The 20,723-nt window shown below is 68.9% G+C and carries 22 protein-coding genes; 14 read left to right on the plus strand and 8 right to left on the minus strand.

What is annotated here, in order from left to right; all coding sequences use genetic code 11:
* Positions 1 to 142: 142 nt before the first annotated feature.
* Both CKW34_RS06640 and CKW34_RS06645 read left to right on the plus strand, forming a co-directional pair.
* A complete protein-coding gene (locus CKW34_RS06640) occupies positions 143 to 310 on the plus strand; it encodes a DUF3117 domain-containing protein (RefSeq protein WP_006554284.1) in 168 nt (55 codons plus the stop codon).
* An 84-nt stretch (positions 311 to 394) separates the two neighbouring features.
* Complete coding sequence (locus CKW34_RS06645; RefSeq protein WP_059382980.1) at positions 395 to 1,288, plus strand: putative RNA methyltransferase; 894 nt, start codon at positions 395 to 397, stop codon at positions 1,286 to 1,288.
* Here CKW34_RS06645 and glgA read toward each other — a convergent pair.
* On the minus strand, positions 1,275 to 2,447 hold the full coding sequence (gene glgA / locus CKW34_RS06650) for a glycogen synthase (protein ID WP_059383062.1): 1,173 nt from the start codon (positions 2,445 to 2,447) through the stop codon (positions 1,275 to 1,277). The genes CKW34_RS06645 and glgA overlap by 14 nt on opposite strands.
* A gap of 113 nt (positions 2,448 to 2,560) precedes the next feature.
* Between glgA and glgC the strand changes: the two genes are divergently transcribed.
* Positions 2,561 to 3,775, plus strand: coding sequence for a glucose-1-phosphate adenylyltransferase (gene glgC / locus CKW34_RS06655; RefSeq protein ID WP_037190186.1), 1,215 nt, complete (start codon positions 2,561 to 2,563; stop codon positions 3,773 to 3,775).
* A 36-nt stretch (positions 3,776 to 3,811) separates the two neighbouring features.
* On the opposite strand, the gene CKW34_RS06660 is transcribed toward glgC, so the two are convergent.
* Positions 3,812 to 4,447, minus strand: a complete 636-nt coding sequence (locus CKW34_RS06660; RefSeq protein WP_006554288.1) for an O-methyltransferase — start codon at positions 4,445 to 4,447, stop codon at positions 3,812 to 3,814.
* Between the two features lie 316 nt (positions 4,448 to 4,763).
* Here CKW34_RS06660 and sigE point away from each other — a divergent pair, with 316 nt between their 5' ends.
* From sigE to tatB, 4 genes are all read left to right on the plus strand, one after another.
* A complete protein-coding gene (sigE, locus tag CKW34_RS06665) occupies positions 4,764 to 5,399 on the plus strand; it encodes an RNA polymerase sigma factor SigE (protein WP_059382979.1) in 636 nt (211 codons plus the stop codon).
* Positions 5,400 to 5,415: 16 nt separating this feature from the next.
* Complete coding sequence (locus tag CKW34_RS06670) at positions 5,416 to 5,748, plus strand: anti-sigma factor family protein (RefSeq protein WP_059383061.1); 333 nt, start codon at positions 5,416 to 5,418, stop codon at positions 5,746 to 5,748.
* Positions 5,749 to 5,830: 82 nt separating this feature from the next.
* Positions 5,831 to 7,447: a S1C family serine protease gene (locus CKW34_RS06675; RefSeq protein ID WP_095092010.1), complete on the plus strand. Its 1,617-nt coding sequence runs from the start codon at positions 5,831 to 5,833 to the stop codon at positions 7,445 to 7,447.
* Between the two features lie 72 nt (positions 7,448 to 7,519).
* Positions 7,520 to 7,924, plus strand: a complete 405-nt coding sequence (gene tatB / locus CKW34_RS06680) for a Sec-independent protein translocase protein TatB (protein WP_059382978.1) — start codon at positions 7,520 to 7,522, stop codon at positions 7,922 to 7,924.
* 63 nt (positions 7,925 to 7,987) lie between these two features.
* Here tatB and CKW34_RS06685 read toward each other — a convergent pair whose 3' ends face one another.
* From CKW34_RS06685 to CKW34_RS06705, 5 genes are all read right to left on the minus strand, one after another.
* Positions 7,988 to 9,121, minus strand: coding sequence for an Mrp/NBP35 family ATP-binding protein (locus CKW34_RS06685; RefSeq protein WP_059383059.1), 1,134 nt, complete (start codon positions 9,119 to 9,121; stop codon positions 7,988 to 7,990).
* Positions 9,122 to 9,194: 73 nt separating this feature from the next.
* Positions 9,195 to 10,061, minus strand: a complete 867-nt coding sequence (locus CKW34_RS06690; RefSeq protein ID WP_059382977.1) for a lytic transglycosylase domain-containing protein — start codon at positions 10,059 to 10,061, stop codon at positions 9,195 to 9,197.
* Positions 10,062 to 10,284: 223 nt separating this feature from the next.
* Entirely contained in the window at positions 10,285 to 11,214 is a 930-nt protein-coding gene (locus CKW34_RS06695; RefSeq protein WP_059382976.1) for a lysozyme family protein, read from the minus strand.
* Between the two features lie 127 nt (positions 11,215 to 11,341).
* Positions 11,342 to 11,863 (minus strand): DUF1003 domain-containing protein, encoded by a 522-nt coding sequence (locus tag CKW34_RS06700; RefSeq protein ID WP_059382975.1) that lies wholly within the window; start codon positions 11,861 to 11,863, stop codon positions 11,342 to 11,344.
* Positions 11,856 to 13,130 carry a magnesium transporter MgtE N-terminal domain-containing protein gene (locus CKW34_RS06705; protein ID WP_006554297.1) on the minus strand — a complete coding sequence of 425 codons (1,275 nt, stop codon included), beginning with the start codon at positions 13,128 to 13,130 and terminating at the stop codon, positions 11,856 to 11,858. Before CKW34_RS06705 ends, CKW34_RS06700 begins: the two co-directional genes overlap by 8 nt.
* A 58-nt stretch (positions 13,131 to 13,188) precedes the next feature.
* Here CKW34_RS06705 and CKW34_RS06710 point away from each other — a divergent pair, with 58 nt between their 5' ends.
* From CKW34_RS06710 to CKW34_RS06720, 3 genes are all read left to right on the plus strand, one after another.
* Positions 13,189 to 14,148 (plus strand): HpcH/HpaI aldolase/citrate lyase family protein, encoded by a 960-nt coding sequence (locus tag CKW34_RS06710; protein ID WP_059382974.1) that lies wholly within the window; start codon positions 13,189 to 13,191, stop codon positions 14,146 to 14,148.
* A 121-nt stretch (positions 14,149 to 14,269) separates the two neighbouring features.
* Positions 14,270 to 14,755 carry a general stress protein gene (locus CKW34_RS06715; protein WP_059382973.1) on the plus strand — a complete coding sequence of 162 codons (486 nt, stop codon included), beginning with the start codon at positions 14,270 to 14,272 and terminating at the stop codon, positions 14,753 to 14,755.
* A 72-nt stretch (positions 14,756 to 14,827) separates the two neighbouring features.
* A complete protein-coding gene (locus CKW34_RS06720) occupies positions 14,828 to 15,706 on the plus strand; it encodes a hypothetical protein (RefSeq protein WP_059382972.1) in 879 nt (292 codons plus the stop codon).
* Positions 15,707 to 15,710: 4 nt separating this feature from the next.
* Here CKW34_RS06720 and CKW34_RS06725 read toward each other — a convergent pair whose 3' ends face one another.
* The gene (locus CKW34_RS06725; RefSeq protein WP_059382971.1) at positions 15,711 to 16,151 is read right to left on the minus strand and encodes a protein-tyrosine phosphatase family protein; all 441 of its coding nucleotides are present in this window, start codon (positions 16,149 to 16,151) and stop codon (positions 15,711 to 15,713) included.
* A gap of 87 nt (positions 16,152 to 16,238) precedes the next feature.
* Between CKW34_RS06725 and CKW34_RS06730 the strand changes: the two genes are divergently transcribed.
* The 4 genes from CKW34_RS06730 (at position 16,239) to CKW34_RS06745 (ending at position 20,718) form a co-directional block, all read left to right on the plus strand.
* A complete protein-coding gene (locus CKW34_RS06730; RefSeq protein WP_059382970.1) occupies positions 16,239 to 17,468 on the plus strand; it encodes a GNAT family N-acetyltransferase in 1,230 nt (409 codons plus the stop codon).
* 114 nt (positions 17,469 to 17,582) lie between these two features.
* Positions 17,583 to 18,941: an ABC transporter substrate-binding protein gene (locus tag CKW34_RS06735; protein WP_059383058.1), complete on the plus strand. Its 1,359-nt coding sequence runs from the start codon at positions 17,583 to 17,585 to the stop codon at positions 18,939 to 18,941.
* Between the two features lie 65 nt (positions 18,942 to 19,006).
* A complete protein-coding gene (locus CKW34_RS06740; RefSeq protein WP_095092079.1) occupies positions 19,007 to 19,888 on the plus strand; it encodes a carbohydrate ABC transporter permease in 882 nt (293 codons plus the stop codon).
* Positions 19,888 to 20,718, plus strand: coding sequence for a carbohydrate ABC transporter permease (locus tag CKW34_RS06745; RefSeq protein WP_006554305.1), 831 nt, complete (start codon positions 19,888 to 19,890; stop codon positions 20,716 to 20,718). Before CKW34_RS06740 ends, CKW34_RS06745 begins: the two co-directional genes overlap by 1 nt.
* Positions 20,719 to 20,723: the final 5 nt, after the last annotated feature.

Raw genomic sequence — 20,723 nt, forward strand, 5'->3', positions numbered from 1 at the left:
GAGTGTCTTACCCAGGAGTCAGCTACGCGCACGTATTCCGGATAGGGAAGAATGAGAAGGTGCGCGTCGCCGCGACCGGCGATGCAACCACACGGTAACCCACGCGCCCGGCGGTCGGGTGCAGATTTGGAGGGAGCAGAGGATGGCGGCCATGAAGCCCCGGACCGGGGACGGTCCCCTCGAAGCAACCAAAGAGGGACGAGGAATCGTCATGAGGGTTCCACTCGAGGGCGGCGGACGTCTGGTCGTCGAGCTCACGCCGGAAGAGGCTGCGGCACTCGGCGACGAACTCAAGAGTGTCACCAGCTGATCGGCCCCTCTCAGGGCACTCCGGGCCCCGCGCTCCTCGGCGCGCGGGGCCCGGTGTCGTCCTGAGAACACGCTCGGAGGCGCGATGCTCGCCGACGTGATCGATCTTCTCGCGTGCCCTCACTGCGAGTCCGCGCTCGACCTCGACGACAACGTCGTGGTGTGCGATCGCGGGCACAGCTTCGACGTCGCCCGCCAGGGCTACGTGTCGCTGCTCGCCGGCGGTTCGACGCCGTTCACCGGCGACACCGCCGACATGATCGCGGCCCGCGCCGACTTCCTCGGTGCCGGGCACTACGACCCGATCCGGCGCGCGGTGGCCGACGCATGCGTCGACACCGCCGATACGGTGGACACCGATGCAGTGGTCACAGCCGCCGACGCTGCGATCCTCGAGGTCGGGGCCGGTACGGGGCAGTACCTCGCGTCCGTGCTCGACGCCCTGCCGGCGGCGCGCGGCATCGGGCTCGACGTCTCCAAGCCCGCGGTGCGGCGCATCGCCCGCAGTCATCCCCGGACCGGAGCGATCCTTGCCGATGCGTGGCAACGACTGCCCGTGAAGTCGGCGTCGCTCACCCACGTGCTGTCGGTGTTCGCGCCCCGCAACGCCGCCGAGAGTCATCGCGTGCTCGTCCCCGGAGGCACGCTCGTCGTCGCCACGCCCACCTCGGAGCATCTGCGCGAACTGGTCGCGTTACCCGGCATGGTGAGTGTGGACGACCGGAAGACGGAGCGGCTCTCGTCCGCGCTGTCGGGACGTTTCGAGCAGACGGGACGGACGGACGTGCGTTTCACGGCCGCACTCCCGCGCGACGTGCTCGGTCTCGTCGCGGGGATGGGACCGTCCGCCCATCATGTGACGTCCGACCGGCGTGCGGAGTTGCTGGCCTCCCTGCCCGACCCGTTCGACGTGACGGTCTCGGTCACCGTCACTTCGTGGCGACGGATCGAGACGGCCGACGAACCTAGCGCGCCGTGAGCACCTGCTGGTAGACGGCGACGGTCTGGCGGGCGATCTGCGCCCACGAGAACTCGCTGACGGCGCGGTCGCGTCCGGCCCGGCCCCACCGGGTGGCACGGTCGCGATCGCGCGCGACGTCGTCGATCGCATCGGCGAGCGCACGCTCGTAGGTCTCGGTGTCGAACGCGTCGTAGTGCACCAGTCGCCCGGTGATCCCGTCCTGCACGACCTCCGGGATGCCTCCCACGTCGGACGCCACCACGGCGGTCTCGCAGGCCATCGCCTCGAGGTTGACGATCCCCAGCGGCTCGTACACCGACGGACAGACGAAAACCGTCGCCGCCGAGAGCAGTTCGCGGACCGATTCGGTGGGCAGCATCTCGCGTACCCAGTGCACCCCGTCGCGGGCGTCCTGCAGGGCGGTCACCGCCCGTTCGGTCTCCGCGGTGATCTCGGGGGTGTCGGGCGCGCCGGCACACAGGACGAGCTGGATGTCGGGGTCGAGATGGTGCGCTGCGGCGATCAGATGCCCGACGCCCTTCTGCCGGGTGATGCGGCCGACGAACACGACGATCGGACGATCAGGATCGAGACCGATGCGGGTGACGACGGACTCGTGGCCGGGCTCGGCCGGACCCGGATGCCAGACGGTGGTGTCGATCCCGTTGCGTACCACGTGGACCCGAGCGGGATCGACGAAGGGATAGGCGTCGAGCACATCGAGGCGCATCCCGTCGCTGACCGCGATGATCGCGTCGGCGTACCGGACGGCGTTGCGCTCGGACCAGGAGGAGATGCGGTAACCGCCGCCGAGCTGCTCGGCCTTCCACGGCCGTCGCGGCTCGAGGGAGTGCGCGGTGAGGATGTGCGGGACGTCGTGGAGTTCGGCGGCCAGATGACCGGCCAGCCCGGTGTACCAGGTGTGCGAGTGCACCACGTCGACTCCGGCCGCGGCGTGCGCCATGCGCAACCCGGCCGACAGGGTCGTCAGGGCGGGATTGGCATCGCGCAGTGCCGGGTCGGGGGAGTGCACGAACGCGGTATCGCGCGGTGCGCCCGTGCAGTGCACGTCGACCTCGACCAGTCGACGCAGTTGTTCGACGAGTTCGGTGACGTGGACCCCGGCCCCGCCGTACACCTCAGGCGGATATTCCCGCGTCATCATTGCCACCCTCACCGCCTCAAAGTAGCGGGCCGCGCAGGTTCCGGCCACCCGGCCCCGACACTCCGAAGAGCGTCGAGATCGCGCTTCGCTGGCGGCGGCCTGGGTCGGGGGATAGGTTGAAGCGTGTGAGGAGCCAGCCCCATGTGCTTGGAATCGTTCTCGCCGGCGGCGAGGGCAAACGTCTGTATCCGCTGACCGCGGACAGGGCCAAGCCGGCAGTGCCGTTCGGGGGCGCATACCGCCTCATCGATTTCGTGCTCAGCAATCTCGTGAATGCCGGTTACCTGCGCATCTGCGTTCTCACGCAGTACAAGTCGCACTCCCTCGACCGGCACATCTCGCAGACCTGGCGCCTGTCCGGCTTCACCGGTGAGTACATCACCCCGGTGCCGGCCCAGCAGCGGCTCGGTCCACGCTGGTACACCGGCAGCGCCGACGCGATCCTGCAGTCGCTCAACCTGGTCTACGACGAGGATCCCGAGTACATCGTGGTCTTCGGCGCCGACCACGTGTACCGGATGGACCCCGAGCAGATGGTGCGCCAGCACATCGAGTCGGGCGCCGGTGTCACGGTCGCCGGTATCCGCGTCCCGCGCAGCGAGGCATTCGCGTTCGGCTGCATCGACAGCGACGAGAGCGGCAGGATCACCCAGTTCCTCGAGAAGCCTGCTCATCCGCCCGGGACACCCGACGACCCCAACGTCACGTTCGCGTCCATGGGTAACTACGTCTTCACCACGAAGGTCCTCGTCGAGGCGCTGCGGGCCGACTCGGAGAATCCCGACTCCGACCACGACATGGGTGGCGACATCATCCCCGCGCTCGTCGAGCAGGGCGAGGCCCACGTCTACGACTTCAACGACAACGTCGTCCCGGGCGCGACCGAACGCGATCGTGCCTACTGGCGCGACGTCGGTACGCTCGACGCCTTCTACGACGCCCACATGGACCTCGTGTCGGTCCACCCGATCTTCAATCTCTACAACCGGCGCTGGCCCATCCGCGGTGCCGCCGAGAACCTGCCGCCCGCGAAGTTCGTGCAGGGCGGTCTGGCGCAGGAGTCGATCGTCGGCGCCGGCAGCATCCTGTCGGCCGCCACGGTCCGCAACTCGGTGCTCAGCTCGAACGTCATGGTCGACGACGGCGCGACCGTCGAGGGCAGCGTGCTCATGCCCGGTGTGCGCATCGGCAAGGGTGCGGTCGTGCGACGAGCGATCCTCGACAAGAACGTCGTCGTCGGCGACGGCGAGATCATCGGCGTCGACCTCGAGCGCGACCGTCAGCGGTTCGCGGTGAGCAACGGCGGTGTCGTCGCCATCGGCAAGGGCATCTGGATCTGAGAGCGTGCTGCCCGCCCCGGAGGCGTGCCGCGCGGATCAGCTGAGGCGCACCGCGCAGAGCAGGCCGTCGCCGAGCGGCAGGACCACCGGAGCGAGCCGCTCGTCGTCGGACACCGCGCGGGTCGCCTCGCGCACCGCGAGCACCGTCGCGTCGCGGGCAGCGGGGTCGGCGACGCGTCCGTCGAGCAGGGCGTTGTGCAGCACGATCACTCCACCCGGCCGGAGCAGACGCACCCCTTCGCGCACGAAGTGCGGATGGTCGGCCGGGGTCGCATCGACGAAGACCATGTCGTAGCCGGAGTCGGCGAGTCGCGGCAGCACATCCAGCGCGCGGCCGTTGATGAGCCGGGTGCGCGACGCCACGACACCCGCCTCGCGGAAGGCGATCTTCGCGGCCCGCTGATGCTCCGGCTCGCTGTCGATGGTGGTGAGCACGCCGTCCTCGCGGAGGCCGTGCAGCAACCACAGTCCGCTCACACCCGCACCGGTCCCGATCTCCACTACCGTCCTGGCGTCGAGCATGCGGGCGAACATCGCGAGGGCGGCTCCGACGGAGGGGGACACCGGGTCGGCGCCCAGATCTTCGGCACGGTCACGCGCCGCGGCGAGCTCGTCGTCCTCGACGACGATGTTCTCGGCGTGGGTCAGGATGCGATCGGCGTTGGTCTGCACCCCACTGAGGCTATCCTCGGCGATTCGTTCGCGCAGGCAGGCGCGCACGGAGTGGTGCCGCCAGTTGTGTGATTTAGACGGATGAACACGCCCGAACCGGTTTTCTCAGGGACGTTTCAGGTTACTCATACGGCGGCCACATCGCCGCGAGGAAAACTGACAATCGACGAACCGGACGATCGCACCGGTTCACGACTTCGAGGACGCACCGCTCTCGGGGAACGTTCCTGTGAAGGAATATTTCCTGCAGGTCGAGTGTTGTAGGCCCCGAAGCCAGTACCACTGCGGTCCCGACGAGGAGGATCCACCGATCCACATGACCCGAGCCCACACTGTTCCCGAGAACGACGCCTCGGCGCTCGACGCTGCCCTCGAGGCGGACCTGAGCGGCACCGCGGCGTTCGACGCCACCGGGGACCGCGCGGCCATGCCGTCGTGGGACGAACTCGTTCGTGAGCACGGCGACCGCGTCTACCGCCTCGCCTACCGTCTTTCCGGCAACGCCCAGGACGCCGAGGATCTCACGCAGGAGACCTTCATCCGCGTCTTCCGGTCGTTGCAGAACTACCAGCCCGGCACTTTCGAGGGTTGGTTGCATCGCATCACCACGAACCTCTTCCTGGACATGGTGCGCCGCCGGAACCGCATCCGGATGGAAGCGCTCCCGGAGGACTACGATCGTGTACCGGCCGCAGGGCCGAACCCCGAGGAGATCTACCACGACGCGCGTCTCGGCGCCGACCTGCAGTCCGCTCTGGACTCGCTCGGACCCGAGTACCGTGCCGCGGTGGTGCTCTGTGACATCGAAGGTCTGTCCTATGAGGAGATCGGTGCCACACTGGGGGTGAAACTCGGTACGGTGCGTAGTCGTATCCACCGAGGCCGCCAGGCACTCCGCGAGTACCTGCGCGAGCATGGAAAGGTCGAAAACGGTCGCGTCGATGCGGGGTAGCCGCCGGGAGGTAGTGATGACGATGGTGCAACCACCTCGCAGGTTCGGCTCCACGGAACATCTCGCCAGCGAGGCAGTTGCCGCATTCGTCGACGGCGAACTGCGCATGGCGGCCTACATGCGGGCCGCCCAGCATCTGTCGATGTGTCCGGAGTGTGCCGCCGAGGTCGAAGCCCAGCAGCAGGCCCGCCACGCATTGCGGTCCGCTGCCGATCACGTACCGCGTATGCCGAGCTCGCTACTCGGGACGCTCAGCAACATCCCGTCCCACCTGTGCGACCCGACCCCGCGGCCTCAGGCGGAGGAAGGCTTCGCCGCGCGCCGCTGGTCCATTCTCCGGCGCCGGTGACCGGACGGGCGGTAACAGGTGATCCGATGCCATCGGTGATACTGGGCTGCGTGACGGACCTAGACGGGGGAGACGGGCACGCGTGACGGCCGAATCTGCGCAGCACACCGGACGACGGGCCGGCGACGATCCTCGTCGCGACGACGAGCTGCCCCATGCCTCGTCGGGTAAGGACTCCTCGGGCGGAGGCTCGTCCGGCAGAGGCTCGTCCAGCACCGCCTCGTCGGGTCTGCCCGACGGAGCGATCACGCGCCCCGACGACGCTCCCCGTCTCGAACCGCGGCCCGTCTACCGGCCCACCGTCGACCCGACATCGGCCCGTGTCTTCGGGCGCCCGGCCGGCGCCGAGGGATCGTTCGACTCCTCGGCCCATCCCCGCATCGTCGACCCGCGCGTCCAACAGGCACCTCCGACCGATGCGATCCTGGCCGAGGCCTACGGGCGGCCGTCCGACGCCGACGAGACGCTCCAGCGTCCCCCTTCGCAGCCCGCGGCCGAGACCGAGGACGACACCGAACCCGATCCCTGGCGCGACCCCGACTCAGCGGTGCGGCTCGGTCCGCCCCTGGCAGGGCAGACCGAGGAGAAGGAACTTCCCCCGGCTCCCGGACTGACCCTTCGTGAGGTGTTGTTCGACCGCCGCGTCCAGCCGCGCGCACTCGCAACCCTGGCCGCGGTGGCCGTCGTGATCGGAATGGTCGGCGGACTCGTCGTGGCACTGGCGACCGCCGACAACGGCTCGCTGACCAGTCGCGGAGTGACGCTGAGCCAGTCGGGTCCCGACGAGGAACTGCCCACCGGCGCGGTCGCGCGGGTCGCCGACACCGTGCTGCCCGCGGTCGTCTCCATCCAGACCACCGTCGGCGGCGACGCCGGCACCGGCTCGGGTGTGGTCATCGACGGCGCCGGTTACATCGTCACCAACAACCACGTCATCTCCATGGCCGCCGGCAATCCCGACGCGAAGGTGCAGGTCACCTTCGACGACGGTACGAAGGTGCCCGCATCGATCGTCGGACGCGACATCAAGACCGACCTGGCCGTGCTCGCCGTCGAGGACGTCGACAACCTGGTCGTCGCCGAACTGGGCCGATCCGAGGACGTCCAGGTGGGCGAGGACGTCGTCGCGGTCGGTTCGCCGCTCGGCCTGAGCAAGACCGTCACCCGCGGCATCGTCAGTGCGCTCCACCGGCCCATGCGGCTGAGCGGACAGGGCACCGACACCGACGCGGTGATCGACGCCGTCCAGACCGACGCCTCGATCAACCCCGGCAACTCCGGCGGCCCCCTCATCGACATGGAGGGACGCGTGATCGGCATCAATTCCGCGATCAAGTCGGAGACCGGCGGTTCGGTGGGTCTGGGCTTCGCGATCCCCATCGACGACGTCACCGAGGTGGCGCAGGAACTGATCCGCACCGGTGAGATGCAGCACCCGGACATCGGCGTGAACGCGCGCTCGGTCGTCAACGACGTCGCGAGCGGCGCGGAGGTCGCCAACGTCCGTCAGGACAGCCCCGCCCAGCGCGCCGGCATCGTCGAGGGCGACGTCATCGTCAAGGTCGGCGACCGCGAGGTCACCAGCGCCGACGAGCTCGTCGTCGCGGTCCAGCAGCAGGAGATCGACGAGCCGGTCACCGTCCAGCTCGTGCGCAACGGCCGCCTCGTCGACGTCGAGGTCACCCCCGTCTCCGACTGACCCATCGCCGTCGAGTTGTGTGACCTTCCCCGTAGGTGATGCGATCCGGACGCGACCACGTACCCTGGATGCGTGTTCGGTAACATCGGTTGGGGCGAGTTCCTGGTACTCATCGTGGCGGCCCTCGTGGTTCTCGGCCCGGAGCGCCTGCCCGGCGCCGTCTCGTGGGTGGCCAAGTCGCTGCGTCAGGTACGCGACTACGCCACGGGTGCGCGCGACCAGCTCAAGCAGGAACTCGGGCCGGAGTTCGACGACCTGCGGCAACCGCTGTCGGAGCTGAACCAGTTGCGCGGCATGACACCGCGGGCAGTGATCACGAAGCATCTGCTCGACGGCGACGACTCGCTCCTCACCGGCAATTTCGACAAGCCGTCCTCGGCGGTCCCGGGAACGCCCACCAACGGCGCGGCCCGACCGAACCTGTCGAAGCCGCTCGCGCCGGACGAGAAGCCCCCGATCGACCCCGACGCCACCTGACAGCTTTCATACGACCGAGCCCCCGCCGTGAAGCACGGCGGGGGCTCGGTCGATGTCGGGTCCTTACAGATGGCGCGTGGTGTCGATTCCCAGCGACATGCCGGCCAGTCCGCGCTTGCGCACCGCGAGCTTGTCGGAGACCTCCTTGAGCGCCACCGCGGGCGCCGAGTCGGGCGCCGCGAGGACGATCGGAGTTCCGGCGTCGCCGGCCTCGCGCACGGCCGGGTCGAGCGGGATCTGGCCGAGCAGCGGCACCGTCGCACCCACTGCGCGGGTGAGACGTTCGGCGACTGCCTGACCGCCGCCGCTGCCGAAGACGTCCATGCGGGTGCCGTCGGGCAGCTCGAGCCACGACATGTTCTCCACGACGCCGGCGATACGCTGACGTGTCTGCAGCGCGATCGAACCGGCACGCTCGGCGACCTCGGCGGCGGCCTGCTGCGGCGTCGTCACGACGAGGATCTCGGCGTTGGGGATCAGCTGCGCCACCGAGATGGCGACGTCGCCCGTGCCGGGCGGCAGGTCGAGGAGCAGGACGTCGAGGTCGCCCCAGAAGACGTCGGCGAGGAACTGCTGCAGCGCGCGGTGCAGCATCGGGCCGCGCCACACCACCGGGGTGTTGCCCTCGGTGAACTGGGCGATGGAGATCATCTTCACGTCGTGCGCGACCGGCGGCATGATCATCCGCTCGACCTGCGTGGGCTTCGCGGAGGTGCCGAGCATGCGGGGGATCGAGTGACCGTAGATGTCGGCGTCGAGCACACCCACCGACAGTCCGCGCGAGGCCATGGCCGCGGCGAGGTTGACGGTGACCGACGACTTGCCGACACCGCCCTTGCCGGAGGCGACCGCGTAGACGCGTGTCAGCGATCCGGGCTGGGCGAACGGGATGACGGGCTCGGTGGAGTCGCCGCGCAGCGACTTGCGGAGCTCGGTGCGCTGTTCGTCGTTCATCACGTCGAGGGTCACTCGCACCTCGCCCACGCCTGCGACGTCGGCGACGGCCTTGGTGACGCGATCCGAGATCTCGGTGCGCATGGGGCACCCGGCGGTGGTCAGGTAGATGGCGACGTCGACACTGCTGTCGGCGCCGATCTCGATGCTCTTGACCATTCCGAGATCGGTGATGGGCTTGCGGATCTCCGGGTCCTGGACCCGTGCGAGCGCACTGCGGACGTCGGACTCACTGACTGCCATGACGCCCATGGTAGGCGGCGGGCCACTCGCGACCGGATACGGGTCGACGGTGACCCGGCAACCCTTCCGATCCCTAGTGGATACGGGGGAGATCCGCGGGGCTCGGGTCGATTCCGGTGGAGTACGCCGTCGACCAGGCGAGCACGTTCGCCACGTAGGCCATCGAGTTGTTGTAGCGGTGGATCGCCTTCGTCGAGTGCGCGATGTTGCGCATGTCGAGGCCACCGTCGCACAGGTACTTCGCGGTGGTGAGCGTCGAGTCGTACAGGTTCTGGGGATCGGCGACACCGTCGCCGTTGCCGTCGCCCGCGTACTGGTTCCACGTGGTGGGTATGAACTGCATCGGCCCGACAGCGCGGTCGTAGACGGGGTCGCCGTCGAGGACGCCGCCGTCGGTGTCGTGGATGACGGCCTGACCGGGCAGGCTGCCGTCGAGCGGCAGTCCGATGACGGGCTCGAGCAGGTTGCCCTTGTCGTCGGCGCGACCACCGTTGGCGTGTCCGGACTCGACGCGGCCGATGCCGGCGAGGAGCGTCCAGTGCATGCCGCAGGCGGGATTCTCCTCGGCGAGGATGCGCTCGGCGTTGCGGTAGGCGGCGTAGTTGATGCCGGGGATGCCGAGGGGGCCCTCGTGAAGGACCTCGGGCTCGGGTTCGGGCTCGGGGGCGGCCTTGAAGGTGCGCACGGGTGCCGGTTCGGGCTCGAGCATGATCGTCTGCACGGCGGCGACCGCTTCGGGAATCGCGTTCGCGAGGTCGGCCGTGTCGGTCGACGACGCCGTCGGCTCGGTCTCGTGGTGAGCTGCACCCATCAGCGATCGCGGCGACGCACCCGCGGTGGTCGCGGCTGCGGCGACCAGTCCGACCGGAACGAGTCCGGTCATCGCGATGACGGAATTTCGCCGAAGCTTCGAATCCGACGGTTTGGCGTGGCGGCCCAATGGATAACCCTCCCTCGGGTGCCTCGGAACGAGACACCTTCGTTACGTGCCGGGCCGAGGCTACAGCATTCGATGCTTTTCCGTTACTCAAACGTGATGTAACGGAGGTGTATGGGCACTGCTGTGGCCCATCCGTGCTGGTCCGGATGGGTCGGGTGGGGTGAAAGAAAAAGATGACGACACGCGTGTCGCGCGTGTCGTCATCTCACGTGTGTGCCGGGAGTTATTCGCAGAAGGCAGGCACCAGGCAGGGGAGTTCGGGCAACTCCGGCATCGGCGGCGGAGCCGGGATGTTCTGTTCGGGTGCCTGCTGAGCCGGAGTGTCGGCGGACGCTTGCTGGGCCGGCTGAGGTGTCGCCTCCGGAGCAGGCGCGGTGACCGCCGGAGCCGGTGCGGGGGCCGCGACATCCGCGGCGTTCGGAACGGGCCGCGCCGGGATCGGAGCGAGATCGGCGGGAGCCACCTCGGCGGCCTTCGAATACGCACCGGACCAGTGCCGGACGTTCGCCAGATAGTCCGGTGACGGATCGACCGACGCCACCGCCCGCGCCTCCCCGTCCGGCTCGCGCAGGTTTCCGCCCTCCGCGCACATCCGGGCGCCGGTGGCCAGGGTCGCGTCGAAGATGTTCTGCGGATCGGCGGTGCCGTCCGCGTTGCCGTCGGCGGAATACTGCTCCCACATCGCGGGGGCCAGGCGCATCGGCCCGAGCAGCCCTTCCGGGGTGACGACCGGCGTGGTCAGCGTGCCCAGGATGTCGGTGCGTCCCCCGTCCGCATGCCCGGAATTCAAGCGCCCGACGGCGGCGAGCAGATTCCACGGCAGGCCGCACTCGGGGGAGTCGATGGCCAGCTGCATCTCGGCCGCGCGGTAGGCGTAGAAGACGAGTTCGGGGATCGCGAGCGGCCCGTCGCCGAGAACCGCCGCACCTCCCGCCGCGGCCAGGGCGTCGGGCGGAAGCTGGGCGAGCGGGTCGCTCGGGCTGCGCAGCGGTTGCGCCTCGCGCACCTCGCCGGGAAGCACGCCCACCGCCGGGGCCGCGCTCGGTTCGGTCTCGGCGGACGTCGTCTCGGCCACCACCGTCGCCGACGACGCGGTCGCCGCGAGTCCGGCAGCGACGATCACCGGCATCGCCAACGCGACCCTCCACCGCACGCGATCACCCTCCTCCGGTCGTCCGTCCGACTGCTGTGACGAAGGTTACAGAAGGATGTCGGGTTGTGTGCAACCGGGCGTGCCGGACAACAGGACGTCGGGGCACTCCGTCGGTGGCGAGGCGCGATCAGCGACGGGGCGCGCGAGTACGCGGAGGACCGACATCGTCCTCGTTCTCGTCCTCGACCAGCAGGGCGCGCAGGTCGTCGAGTTCGCGACGCAGATAGTCGCGGGTCGCGACCTCGCCCACCGCGAGTCGCAGGGCCGCGAGTTCGCGTGCCAGGAACTCGGTGTCCGCCTTCGTCTGCTCGGCGCGGGCGCGGTCCTCCTCGAGCGACACGCGGTCGCGGTTCTCCTGCCGGTTCTGCGCCAGCAGGATCAACGGCGCGGCATAGGCGGCCTGCGTCGAGAAGGCCAGGTTGAGAAGGATGAAGGGATAGGGATCCCACTGCAGTCCGACCGCGGTGATGTTGAGGGCGATCCACACGATGACGACGATCGTCTGGATGGCGAGATAGCGGCCCGTTCCGAGGAACCGGGCGATCGACTCGCTGACCCGGCCGACCGCCTCGGCGTCGAAGTTGAACCGGAACCTCGACGACTGGGGTGTCTCGAGGCGCGAGCGGCCCTGCGTGCTGCGGTCACTCATCCTCGATGTCCTCCTCGCGCCAGTCCTCCGGCAACAGATGGTCGAGCACGTCGTCGACGCTCACCGCGCCGAGCAGGTGCCCCTCGTCGTCCACCACCGGACCGCAGACCAGGTTGTACGTCGCGAAGTACCGGGTGACGGTGGTCAGGGCGTCGTCGGGGGCCAGGCGCGGCAGGTCGTCGTCGACGACCCCTCCCACCAGGCTTGCGGGCGGTTCCCGGAGCAATCGTTGCAGATGGACGCAGCCGAGGTACTTGCCGGTGGGCGTCGCGGTGGGCGGCCGCACGACGAAGACCATCGACGCCAGGGCCGGACTCAGATCCGGATTGCGGGCGCGGGCGAGCGCTTCGGCCACCGTGGTCGCCGGTGTCAGCACGACCGGCTCGGGGGTCATCAAACCACCGGCGGTGTCGGGGGAGTGCTCGAGCAGGCGGCGCACCGGCTCGGAGTCCTCGGGGTCCATGCGTTGCAGGAACGACTCGGCGTCCGTGGCGGGCAGCTCACCGAGGAGGTCGGCGACGTCGTCGGGATCCATCGCCTCGAGCACCGCGACCGCCCGGTCGAGACCGAGCTGGGTGAGCAGATCGGTCTGATCGTCGGAGGGCAACTCCTGCACGATGTCGGCGAGGCGTTCGTCGTCGAGCGCCGCGGCGACCTCGGTACGTCTCTTGATCGGCAGGTCGCGCAGGGCGTTCGCGACGTCCGGCGGGCGCATGTCCTCGAACTGTAGGAGCAACTGCGCGACACCCTGGCCGGGCATCGACAGCGCCTGCTGGGTGAGTCCGTGCACGTGCGGCCATTCCACGATGTGGATGGGGGAGCGGCGCGCGAGCCGGCCGCGATGGCGACGCACCGCCACCCGGGCGACGACCCAATCGCGGGTGCGCATGAGCTCGAGCCCCAGATCCACCACGACGGCGTCGACACCCATCAGGTCCGGCAGCTCCGGGTCGTCGACGCGCACACGCGAATCGAGGACCTGACCGAGGGCGAGCACCTCCGAGGGCCGTTGCGTGAACCGGCGCAGACTCACGTTGCCGGTCACGAGGGTGACCGCGCCGGGCTCGATCGCGGTCACACGCAGCATCGGGACGAAGATCCGCTTGCGGGTGGGCAGTTCGACGACGAGCCCCAGCGCACGAGGAGGCTGACGCCCCACCCGGATGGTCAGCACGACATCGCGGACGCGGCCGATGGACTCGCCGTCGGGGCCGAGAACGACCAGTCCGGCCAGCCGCGCGACGAAGACCTTGCTCACTGCTGCCATGATTGCCAGGCTAGAGCGTGCCCACGCTGTTCCCGGAACTCGGAGGTCTGGTCAGGTCATGTCGTTTTCGTTCAGGCCACGGAGGTCGGTACTCGCGGTTCCCGGCAGCAGCCGGAAGATGATCGACAAGGCCAAGGGCCTTCCCGCCGACGAGATCTTCCTCGATCTCGAGGACGCCGTGTCGCCGCTGGCCAAGGAACAGGCCCGCAGCACCATCGTCGAAGCTCTGAACGAGGACGGCTGGGGCGACCAGATCAAGGTCGTGCGTGTCAACGACTGGACCACGGATGCGACCTATCTGGACGTCGCGACGGTCGTCGGTGGTGCCGGCGCGAACCTCGACGCGATCCTGCTGCCGAAGGTGCCCGACGCGAGCCACGTGAAGGCACTCGACCTCCTCCTCACCCAGGTGGAGAAGGCCCACGGTCTCGAAGTGGGGCGGATCGGTATCGAACCGCAGATCGAGAACGCCATCGGGTTGACGAACATCAACGAGATCGCGACGGCGAGCTCGCGCGTGCAGACGCTCGTGTTCGGCCCGGCCGACTTCATGGCGAGCATCAACATGCGCACCCTCGTCGTCGGTGAGCAGCCCGAGGGTTACGACGTCGGCGACGCCTACCACCACATCCTCATGACGATCCTCATGGCCGCGCGTGCCCACGGGCTGCAGGCCATCGACGGTCCCTACCTCCAGATCCGCGACGTCGACGCCTTCCGCCGGTCGGCGCAGCGCACCGCCGCCCTGGGCTTCGACGGCAAGTGGGTGCTGCACCCGAGCCAGATCGACGCGGCCAACGAGGTCTTCAGCCCCCGGCAGGAGGACTACGACAAGGCCGAGATGATCCTCGACGCCTATGAGTGGCACACCTCTGCCGAGGGCGGCGCCCGCGGTGCCGCGATGCTCGGCGACGAGATGATCGACGAGGCGAGCCGGAAGATGGCCCTCGTGATCTCCGCGAAGGGGCGCGCCGCCGGACTGCAGCGCACCCAGACGTTCGAGCCGCCGGCCTCCTGACGGGAACGACCAGGAAAAAGAACATATCGGGCGAACCATCGCGGCGTGCCGGTCCCCGTCGAGGCAGAATGGAGACCGGCGCCGCGACCGTCGGCGTGCATCGCGAAGGAGCCGAAACGACATGACGAATCCCCTCGGACCCGGTCGCCAGGTACCCGGTCTGCCGACTCCTCCCACGGGCTGGCCCGTCGGTTCGTACCCGACCTACGCCGAGGCGCAACGCGCGGTCGACCACTTGGCCGATCAGAACTTCTCCGTCGAGGACGTCACCATCGTCGGTGTCGATCTCATGCAGGTCGAGCGGGTCACCGGTCGGCTCACGTGGCCGAAGGTGATCGGCGGCGGCATCGTCTCGGGTGCATGGCTCGGCGTGTTCTTCGGTCTGCTGCTCGGTATCTTCTCCACCGACTTCCTCGGCCCGCTGCTCGTCGGCCTCGTCGGCGGCATCATCTTCGGCCTCATCTCGGCGACCATCCCGTACGCCGCGACCCGCGGCCAGCGCGACTTCTCGTCCACGATGCAGCTCGTCGCCGGCCGCTACGACGTGCTGTGCCAGCCGCCCACCGCCGAGAAGGCACGCGACATCCTCGCCAAGCTCGCCATCTGATCGTCACGCGGTCGCGCGTTCGCCGAGAACGGCACTCGTCGCGACCGGCCTCGCGCCACTACTGTCGATCCCATGCCCGACCTCGATTCGGTGGCCGACGCCCTCTACGGCCTCGACCCAGGAGACTTCGTGGCGGCCCGCACCGAATTCGCGGCGCAGGCACGCGAAGCGGGCGACCGCGAGCTGACGGCGGCCATCGGCAGGCTGCGCAAACCGACGGTCGCGGCCTGGATGGTCAACCTGCTCGCCCGCGAACGGGCCGACGAACTCGCGGCGCTGCTCGACATCGGATCCGCCCTGCGCACCGCGCAACGACGACTGTCCGGCAGCGAGATGCGGAAACTGTCGGAGCAGCGACGCCGGGTGGTCGCGGCACTCGAACGCGACGCAGGACGGCTCGCCGCCGACCGCGGCCGCACAGTCTCGGAGAGCGCACTGCGCGAGGTGGGGCGCACCCTCAACGCCGCACTGTCGGATCCCGACATCGGGGAGCAGGTCCGGCAGGGTCGGCTCGACGCGATCGTCGAGTCCGACGGCTTCGGCGACCTGTCGGCGATGCCGCTCACCGTCATCCGCGGCGGGTCCGACGAGAAGGACGAGGACGACCGAACCGCAACGGACAAGGCCGGGCGCAAGAGCAGAGGCGAGCGCGGACCCACCGAGCGTGAGAAGGCGGAACAGGCGGCGCGCGACGCGGAGATCGACGAGGCCGCCGCCGCTCTCGACTCCGCGCACAGCGCGGCCGAGGAAGCGCGCGAAGCGGCGTCGGCAGCCGAACAGGAGCTGGCCCGTCACGAAGAGGAGGTCGCCGAGCTGCGGGCGAAGCTCGAACACGCCGAGCAGCAACGCACCTTCGCGCGCCGTGCCGCCACCGAGGCCAAGAAACGGGTGGTCGCCGCCGAACGGGCCGTCTCGGCCGCCGAGGCCCACCTCGCCCGGACGAAGAACTGACCCGTCAGGAGTGCGCCTCGGTCCGCGCGACGAACCTGCGCTGCCAGGGAGTCTCGACCGCACGCGGATGGTAGTGCCGCCGAACGAAGTCGACCGCCTCCTCCGGGGACAGGCCGTCGAGGACGGCGAGGCACGCCAGCGCGGTGCCGGTGCGGCCGCGTCCACGTCCGCACGCGATCTCCACCCGCTGCCGTCCCGCCCGGATCCACGCCTCGTACAGGACAGCCAGAGCCTCCTCCGGGTCGCGGGGTGTGCGGAAGTCGGGCCAGTGGATCCACCGCGACTCCCACTCGAACGGTGCTACCGGGGGACGGCCGAGGAGGTACACCCCGAAGTCGGGAAACGGCTCGTCGAACACCGGTCGACGCATCCCGCGTCCCCGCACGAGTCGGCCGGAGGGCAGTTGCAGCACCCCGGTGTCTGCTGGATCCCACTCGCGTCGCACGCTGGAAACCTACCCGCCCGGGGCCGGTGTACCGAACGTCACGGCCGTTCACCCGCGCTGCAAGTTCGCGCTCGATAGTGTCGTTCCATGGGTGAGCGAACGGAACCGGAGATCAGAATTCTGGACTCGGAAGCCGAACTGCGGGAGGCGTCCGCGCTGTTCCGCACGGCGATGGTGGGCCTGCCGTCGTGGCCCGAGGTTCCCGACGGGACCGTCGGCCGCTACCTCGAGGCCGGTCGCACGTGGGGTGCCTTCCTCGACGGCATGCTCGTCGGGACCGTGGACGCCACGAGCGGAAAGCTGACCCTGCCCGGCGGCGCCCGGGTGCCGCACGCGGCGGTCACCCACATCGGTGTGCTGCCCACCCATACCCGTCGCGGCGTGATCTCCGGACTCGTGCACCGGCAGTTGAGCGACGCGCGGGACCGCGGCGAGATCCTCGCGACGCTGCGTGCTTCCGAGGCGACCATCTACGGCCGGTTCGGTTACGGCGTCGCCTCGACCTCGGTGTCCGTCGACGTCGACGTGCGTCGTGCCGCGCTGCGTCCCGACGTGCCCGAGTCCGGAGCGGTGCGTCTGTTGACCTATCCGGATGCGTGGGACGTGCTGGCGCAGATACATTCCCGTCATCTGCCGCCGCGCCCCGGCATGATCGACCGGTCGGAGTACTGGTGGAACTCGCGCCGGTGGCGGGCCGACTCGCTCACCGATCCGATGTACGTGGCGGTGCACGGCGAACCGGGGCAGGAGGACGGTTTCGTCCGGTACCACCCGATCGACACGCAGGGGTGGTTCACCAGTCGCAACCGCACCGTCGTGGTCGACGACTTCTTCGCTCCGTCGCCCGGGGCGTACGCCGGCCTGATCCGGTTCCTGCTCGACCTCGATCTGGTCGACACCTTGCGGTTCGCGGCGCTTCCGCAGGACGATCAGCTCCCGCTCATGCTCGGCGACGCGCGTGCCGTGCACTTCCGTTCGGTCTCGGACGAGACGTGGTTGCGCATCCTCGACCTCGATCGGGCGCTGTCGGCGCGCAGTTACCGAGGGTTCGGCTCGGTGACCGTCGAGGTGACCGATCCGCTGCTGACCGACAACGCCGGTGTCTTCGAGATCTCCGCCGACGGCGTGGCGCGCACCGCGGGACCGGCCGATCTGACCATCGACATCGCCGACCTCGGTGCGCTCCTGCTGGGCCGGCAGGGCTGGCATCGGATGGTCGACGCGGGTCGCGCCCGGGTGCGCCGACCGGAGGCCGTCGACGCCGCTGACCTGCTGTTCTCCTGGCCCCAGGCACCCTTCTCGGGGACCTCCTTCTGACCTCGTCGTCGTGCCGATTCCGCTCCGGTTGTACGCCCTGCTCGTTTTGCTACGGCTGGCCGGTACGGGCGATATCGTCGGATCATCAGGTCCCCGATGCGAGCGGAGTCGCGCATGAGACGGTCGGGCAAGAGACGGCGGACGAGCCGGGCGGTCACGGCTTCTGCGGCCGCGGTGCTCCTGGCGTCGGGACTGGCCGCGTGCGGCAGCGACGACGAGGGTGTCGTCCTGTCCTTCTACACGGCCGCCGACGGTGCCGAGCAGTACGCGCAGGCCGCGGAGGTGTGCACCGAGCAGGCCGGCGGCCGATATCGCGTGCAGCAGAGGACACTTCCGAAGAACGCCGACGACCAGCGACTGCAGTTGGCGCGGCGGCTGACGGGTAACGACCCGGGACTCGACCTCATGACCCTCGACGTCGTGTGGACGGCCGAGTTCGCCGAGGCCGGATGGGCGTTGCCGTTGCCCGACGATGTGGCCGCCGCGGTCTCCGAGGGCACCCTCGAAGGCCCCCTCGAATCGGCGACCTGGCAGGACCGGCTGTACGCCGCGCCGCTCAACACCAATACCCAGTTGCTCTGGTACCGAAAGGATCTCATGCCGGACGGGCAACCTCCGGAGACCTGGGACGAGATGATCGAGATCGCGAGCGGCCTCGCCGAGGAGGGTCGGCCGTCGTGGATCGGTGTGCAGGGCCGGCAGTACGAGGGGCTGATGGTGTGGTTCAACACCCTGCTCTCGAGCGCCGGCGGTTCGGTGGTGGGGGAGGACGGTGTCACCGTCACCCTCACCGACAACGACGCGGCGGTGACCGCGCTCGACATCATGAAACGCGTCGCGACGGCGCCCGGCGCCGATCCGTCCCTGAACCAGGCCGACGAGGCGGCCGTCCGTCTCGGCATGGAGAGCGGGCGCACGGCATTCCAGGTCAACTGGCCGTTCGTCCTGCCGGGCATCCTGGAGAACGAAGCGGCCCTGCCCTTCATCGACGAGAACGGCAACGTCACCTCGCAGGACACCGGCAACACGGTCCTGACCGTCGACGGTGAGCAGAATTTCCTTCCCGCCCCGTACCCTTCGGTGATCCCCGGCGAGCCCGCCCAGGTCACCATCGGCGGGTTCAACATCGCCGTCGCCCGCACGAGCACCCACCCCGACCTCGCGTTCGAGGCGATGCAGTGCCTGCGCAACGAGGAGAACCAGCGCAACAACGCCATCGGTGGCGGCGTGCCGCCGACGCTGGCCGCGCTGTACGACGACCCCGAATTCCAGGAGGCCTATCCGGCCTGGCGTGAGGTCCGCGCCGGTCTCGAGAACGCCGCGGTGCGTCCCGCTTCACCGGCCTACCAGAGCATTTCGACGCTGGTGACGGCCACCCTCAACCCGGTCGACCAGATCGATCCGCCCCGCACCGTCGAGGAACTCGCCGAACAGGTGCAGAAGGCGGTCAATTCGGAAGGACTGATCCCGTGACCGCCGTCGAATCGAAACCGACCGACGAGACCCCGAAGGAACCGTCGACGAAGACGAAAGCAGCGTTGTCGGAGGGGAAGAAGGCCGAACGACGACTCGGTCTGCTGCTCGTCGCGCCCGCCGCGATCGTGATGCTCGCCGTGACGGCCTATCCGGTGGGATACGCCGTCTGGCTCAGTCTGCAGCGCTACGATCTGCGGTTCCCCGACGAGCGCCGCTTCGTCGGACTGTCGAACTACGTCGCGGTGCTCAGCGACGGATTCTGGTGGCAGGCCTTCATCGTCACCTCGCTCGTCACCCTGGTCTCCGTCGCGATCGAGTTCGTGCTCGGTCTGGCGATCGCTCTCGTCATGCACCGCACGATCGTCGGCAAGGGCATCGTGCGCACGGTGGTGCTGATCCCGTACGGCATCGTCACCGTCGCCGCCGCCTACAGCTGGTACTACGCGTGGACCCCGGGCACGGGTTATCTCGCGAATCTGTTGCCCGACGGCAGCGCCCCACTCACCGACCAGATTCCGTCCCTGGCGATCATCGTGCTCGCCGAGGTGTGGAAGACCACGCCGTTCATGGCGCTGCTCCTCCTCGCCGGCCTCGCACTCGTCCCCGACGATCTGCTCAAGGCGGCACAGGTCGACGGCGCCGGGGCGTGGACGCGTCTGGTGCGGATCATCGTGCCGCTGATGAAACCGGCAATCCTCGTCGCCCTGCTCTTCCGCACGCTCGACGCCTTCCGCATCTTCGACAACATCTACGTCCTCACCCGCGGTGCCAACGGCACAGGGTCGGTGTCGATCCTCGGCTACGACAATCTGTTCCGGGCCTTCAACCTCGGCATCGGGTCGGCGATCAGCGTCCTGATCTTCCTGTGCGTCGCGATCATCGCGTTCGTGTTCATCAAGTTGTTCGGTGCATCCGCGCCCGGCTCGGACGAAGGGGGCCGATGATGGCCGAGACCAGGAAACGGACCCTGTCGTGGTCGGCGGTGAACCTGATCGTCCTGCTCTACGCACTCGTTCCGGTGCTGTGGATCGCGAGCCTGTCGTTCAAGCCGCCCGGCACCATCCAGGACGGCCGGTTCATTCCGCAGCAGTGGACGCTGGACAACTATCGCGGCATCTTCCGCACCGACGCGTTCACGAGCGCCCTGATCAACTCCATCGGCATCGGCCTGATCGCCACGGTCATCGCGGTGATTCTCGGGACGATGGCGGCCTACGCGATCGCCCGGCTCGACTTCCCCGGTAAGAAGATCCTGGTGGGCGTGGCGCTGCTCATCGCGATGTTCCCCCAGATCTCCCTCGTCAGCCCGCTGTTCGAGATCATGCGCGGCCTCGGACTGTTCGACACGTGGGCGGCGCTGATCCTTCCGTACATCACCTTCTCGCTGCCGCTCGCGATCTACACCCTGTCGGCCTTCTTCAAGGAGATCCCGTGGGAACTCGAGAAGGCCGCGAAGATGGACGGCGCGACACCGGGTCAGGCGTTCCGGAAGGTCGTGGCTCCGCTCGCCGCTCCCGGCATCATCACGGCGGCGATCCTGGTGTTCATCTTCTGCTGGAACGACCTGCTGTTCGCGATCTCGCTGACCTCCACCGAGCGGTCCATCACCGCACCCGCCGCGATCGCGAACTTCACGGGTGCCTCGCAGTTCGAGGAACCGACCGGGTCGATCGCGGCGGCCGCCGTCGTCATCACGATCCCGATCATCGTGTTCGTCCTGATCTTCCAACGTCGAATCGTCGCCGGACTGACCTCCGGCGCAGTGAAGGGATGACTACC

Source organism: Rhodococcus rhodochrous (assembly GCF_900187265.1).
GTDB classification, from domain to species: domain Bacteria; phylum Actinomycetota; class Actinomycetes; order Mycobacteriales; family Mycobacteriaceae; genus Rhodococcus; species Rhodococcus rhodochrous.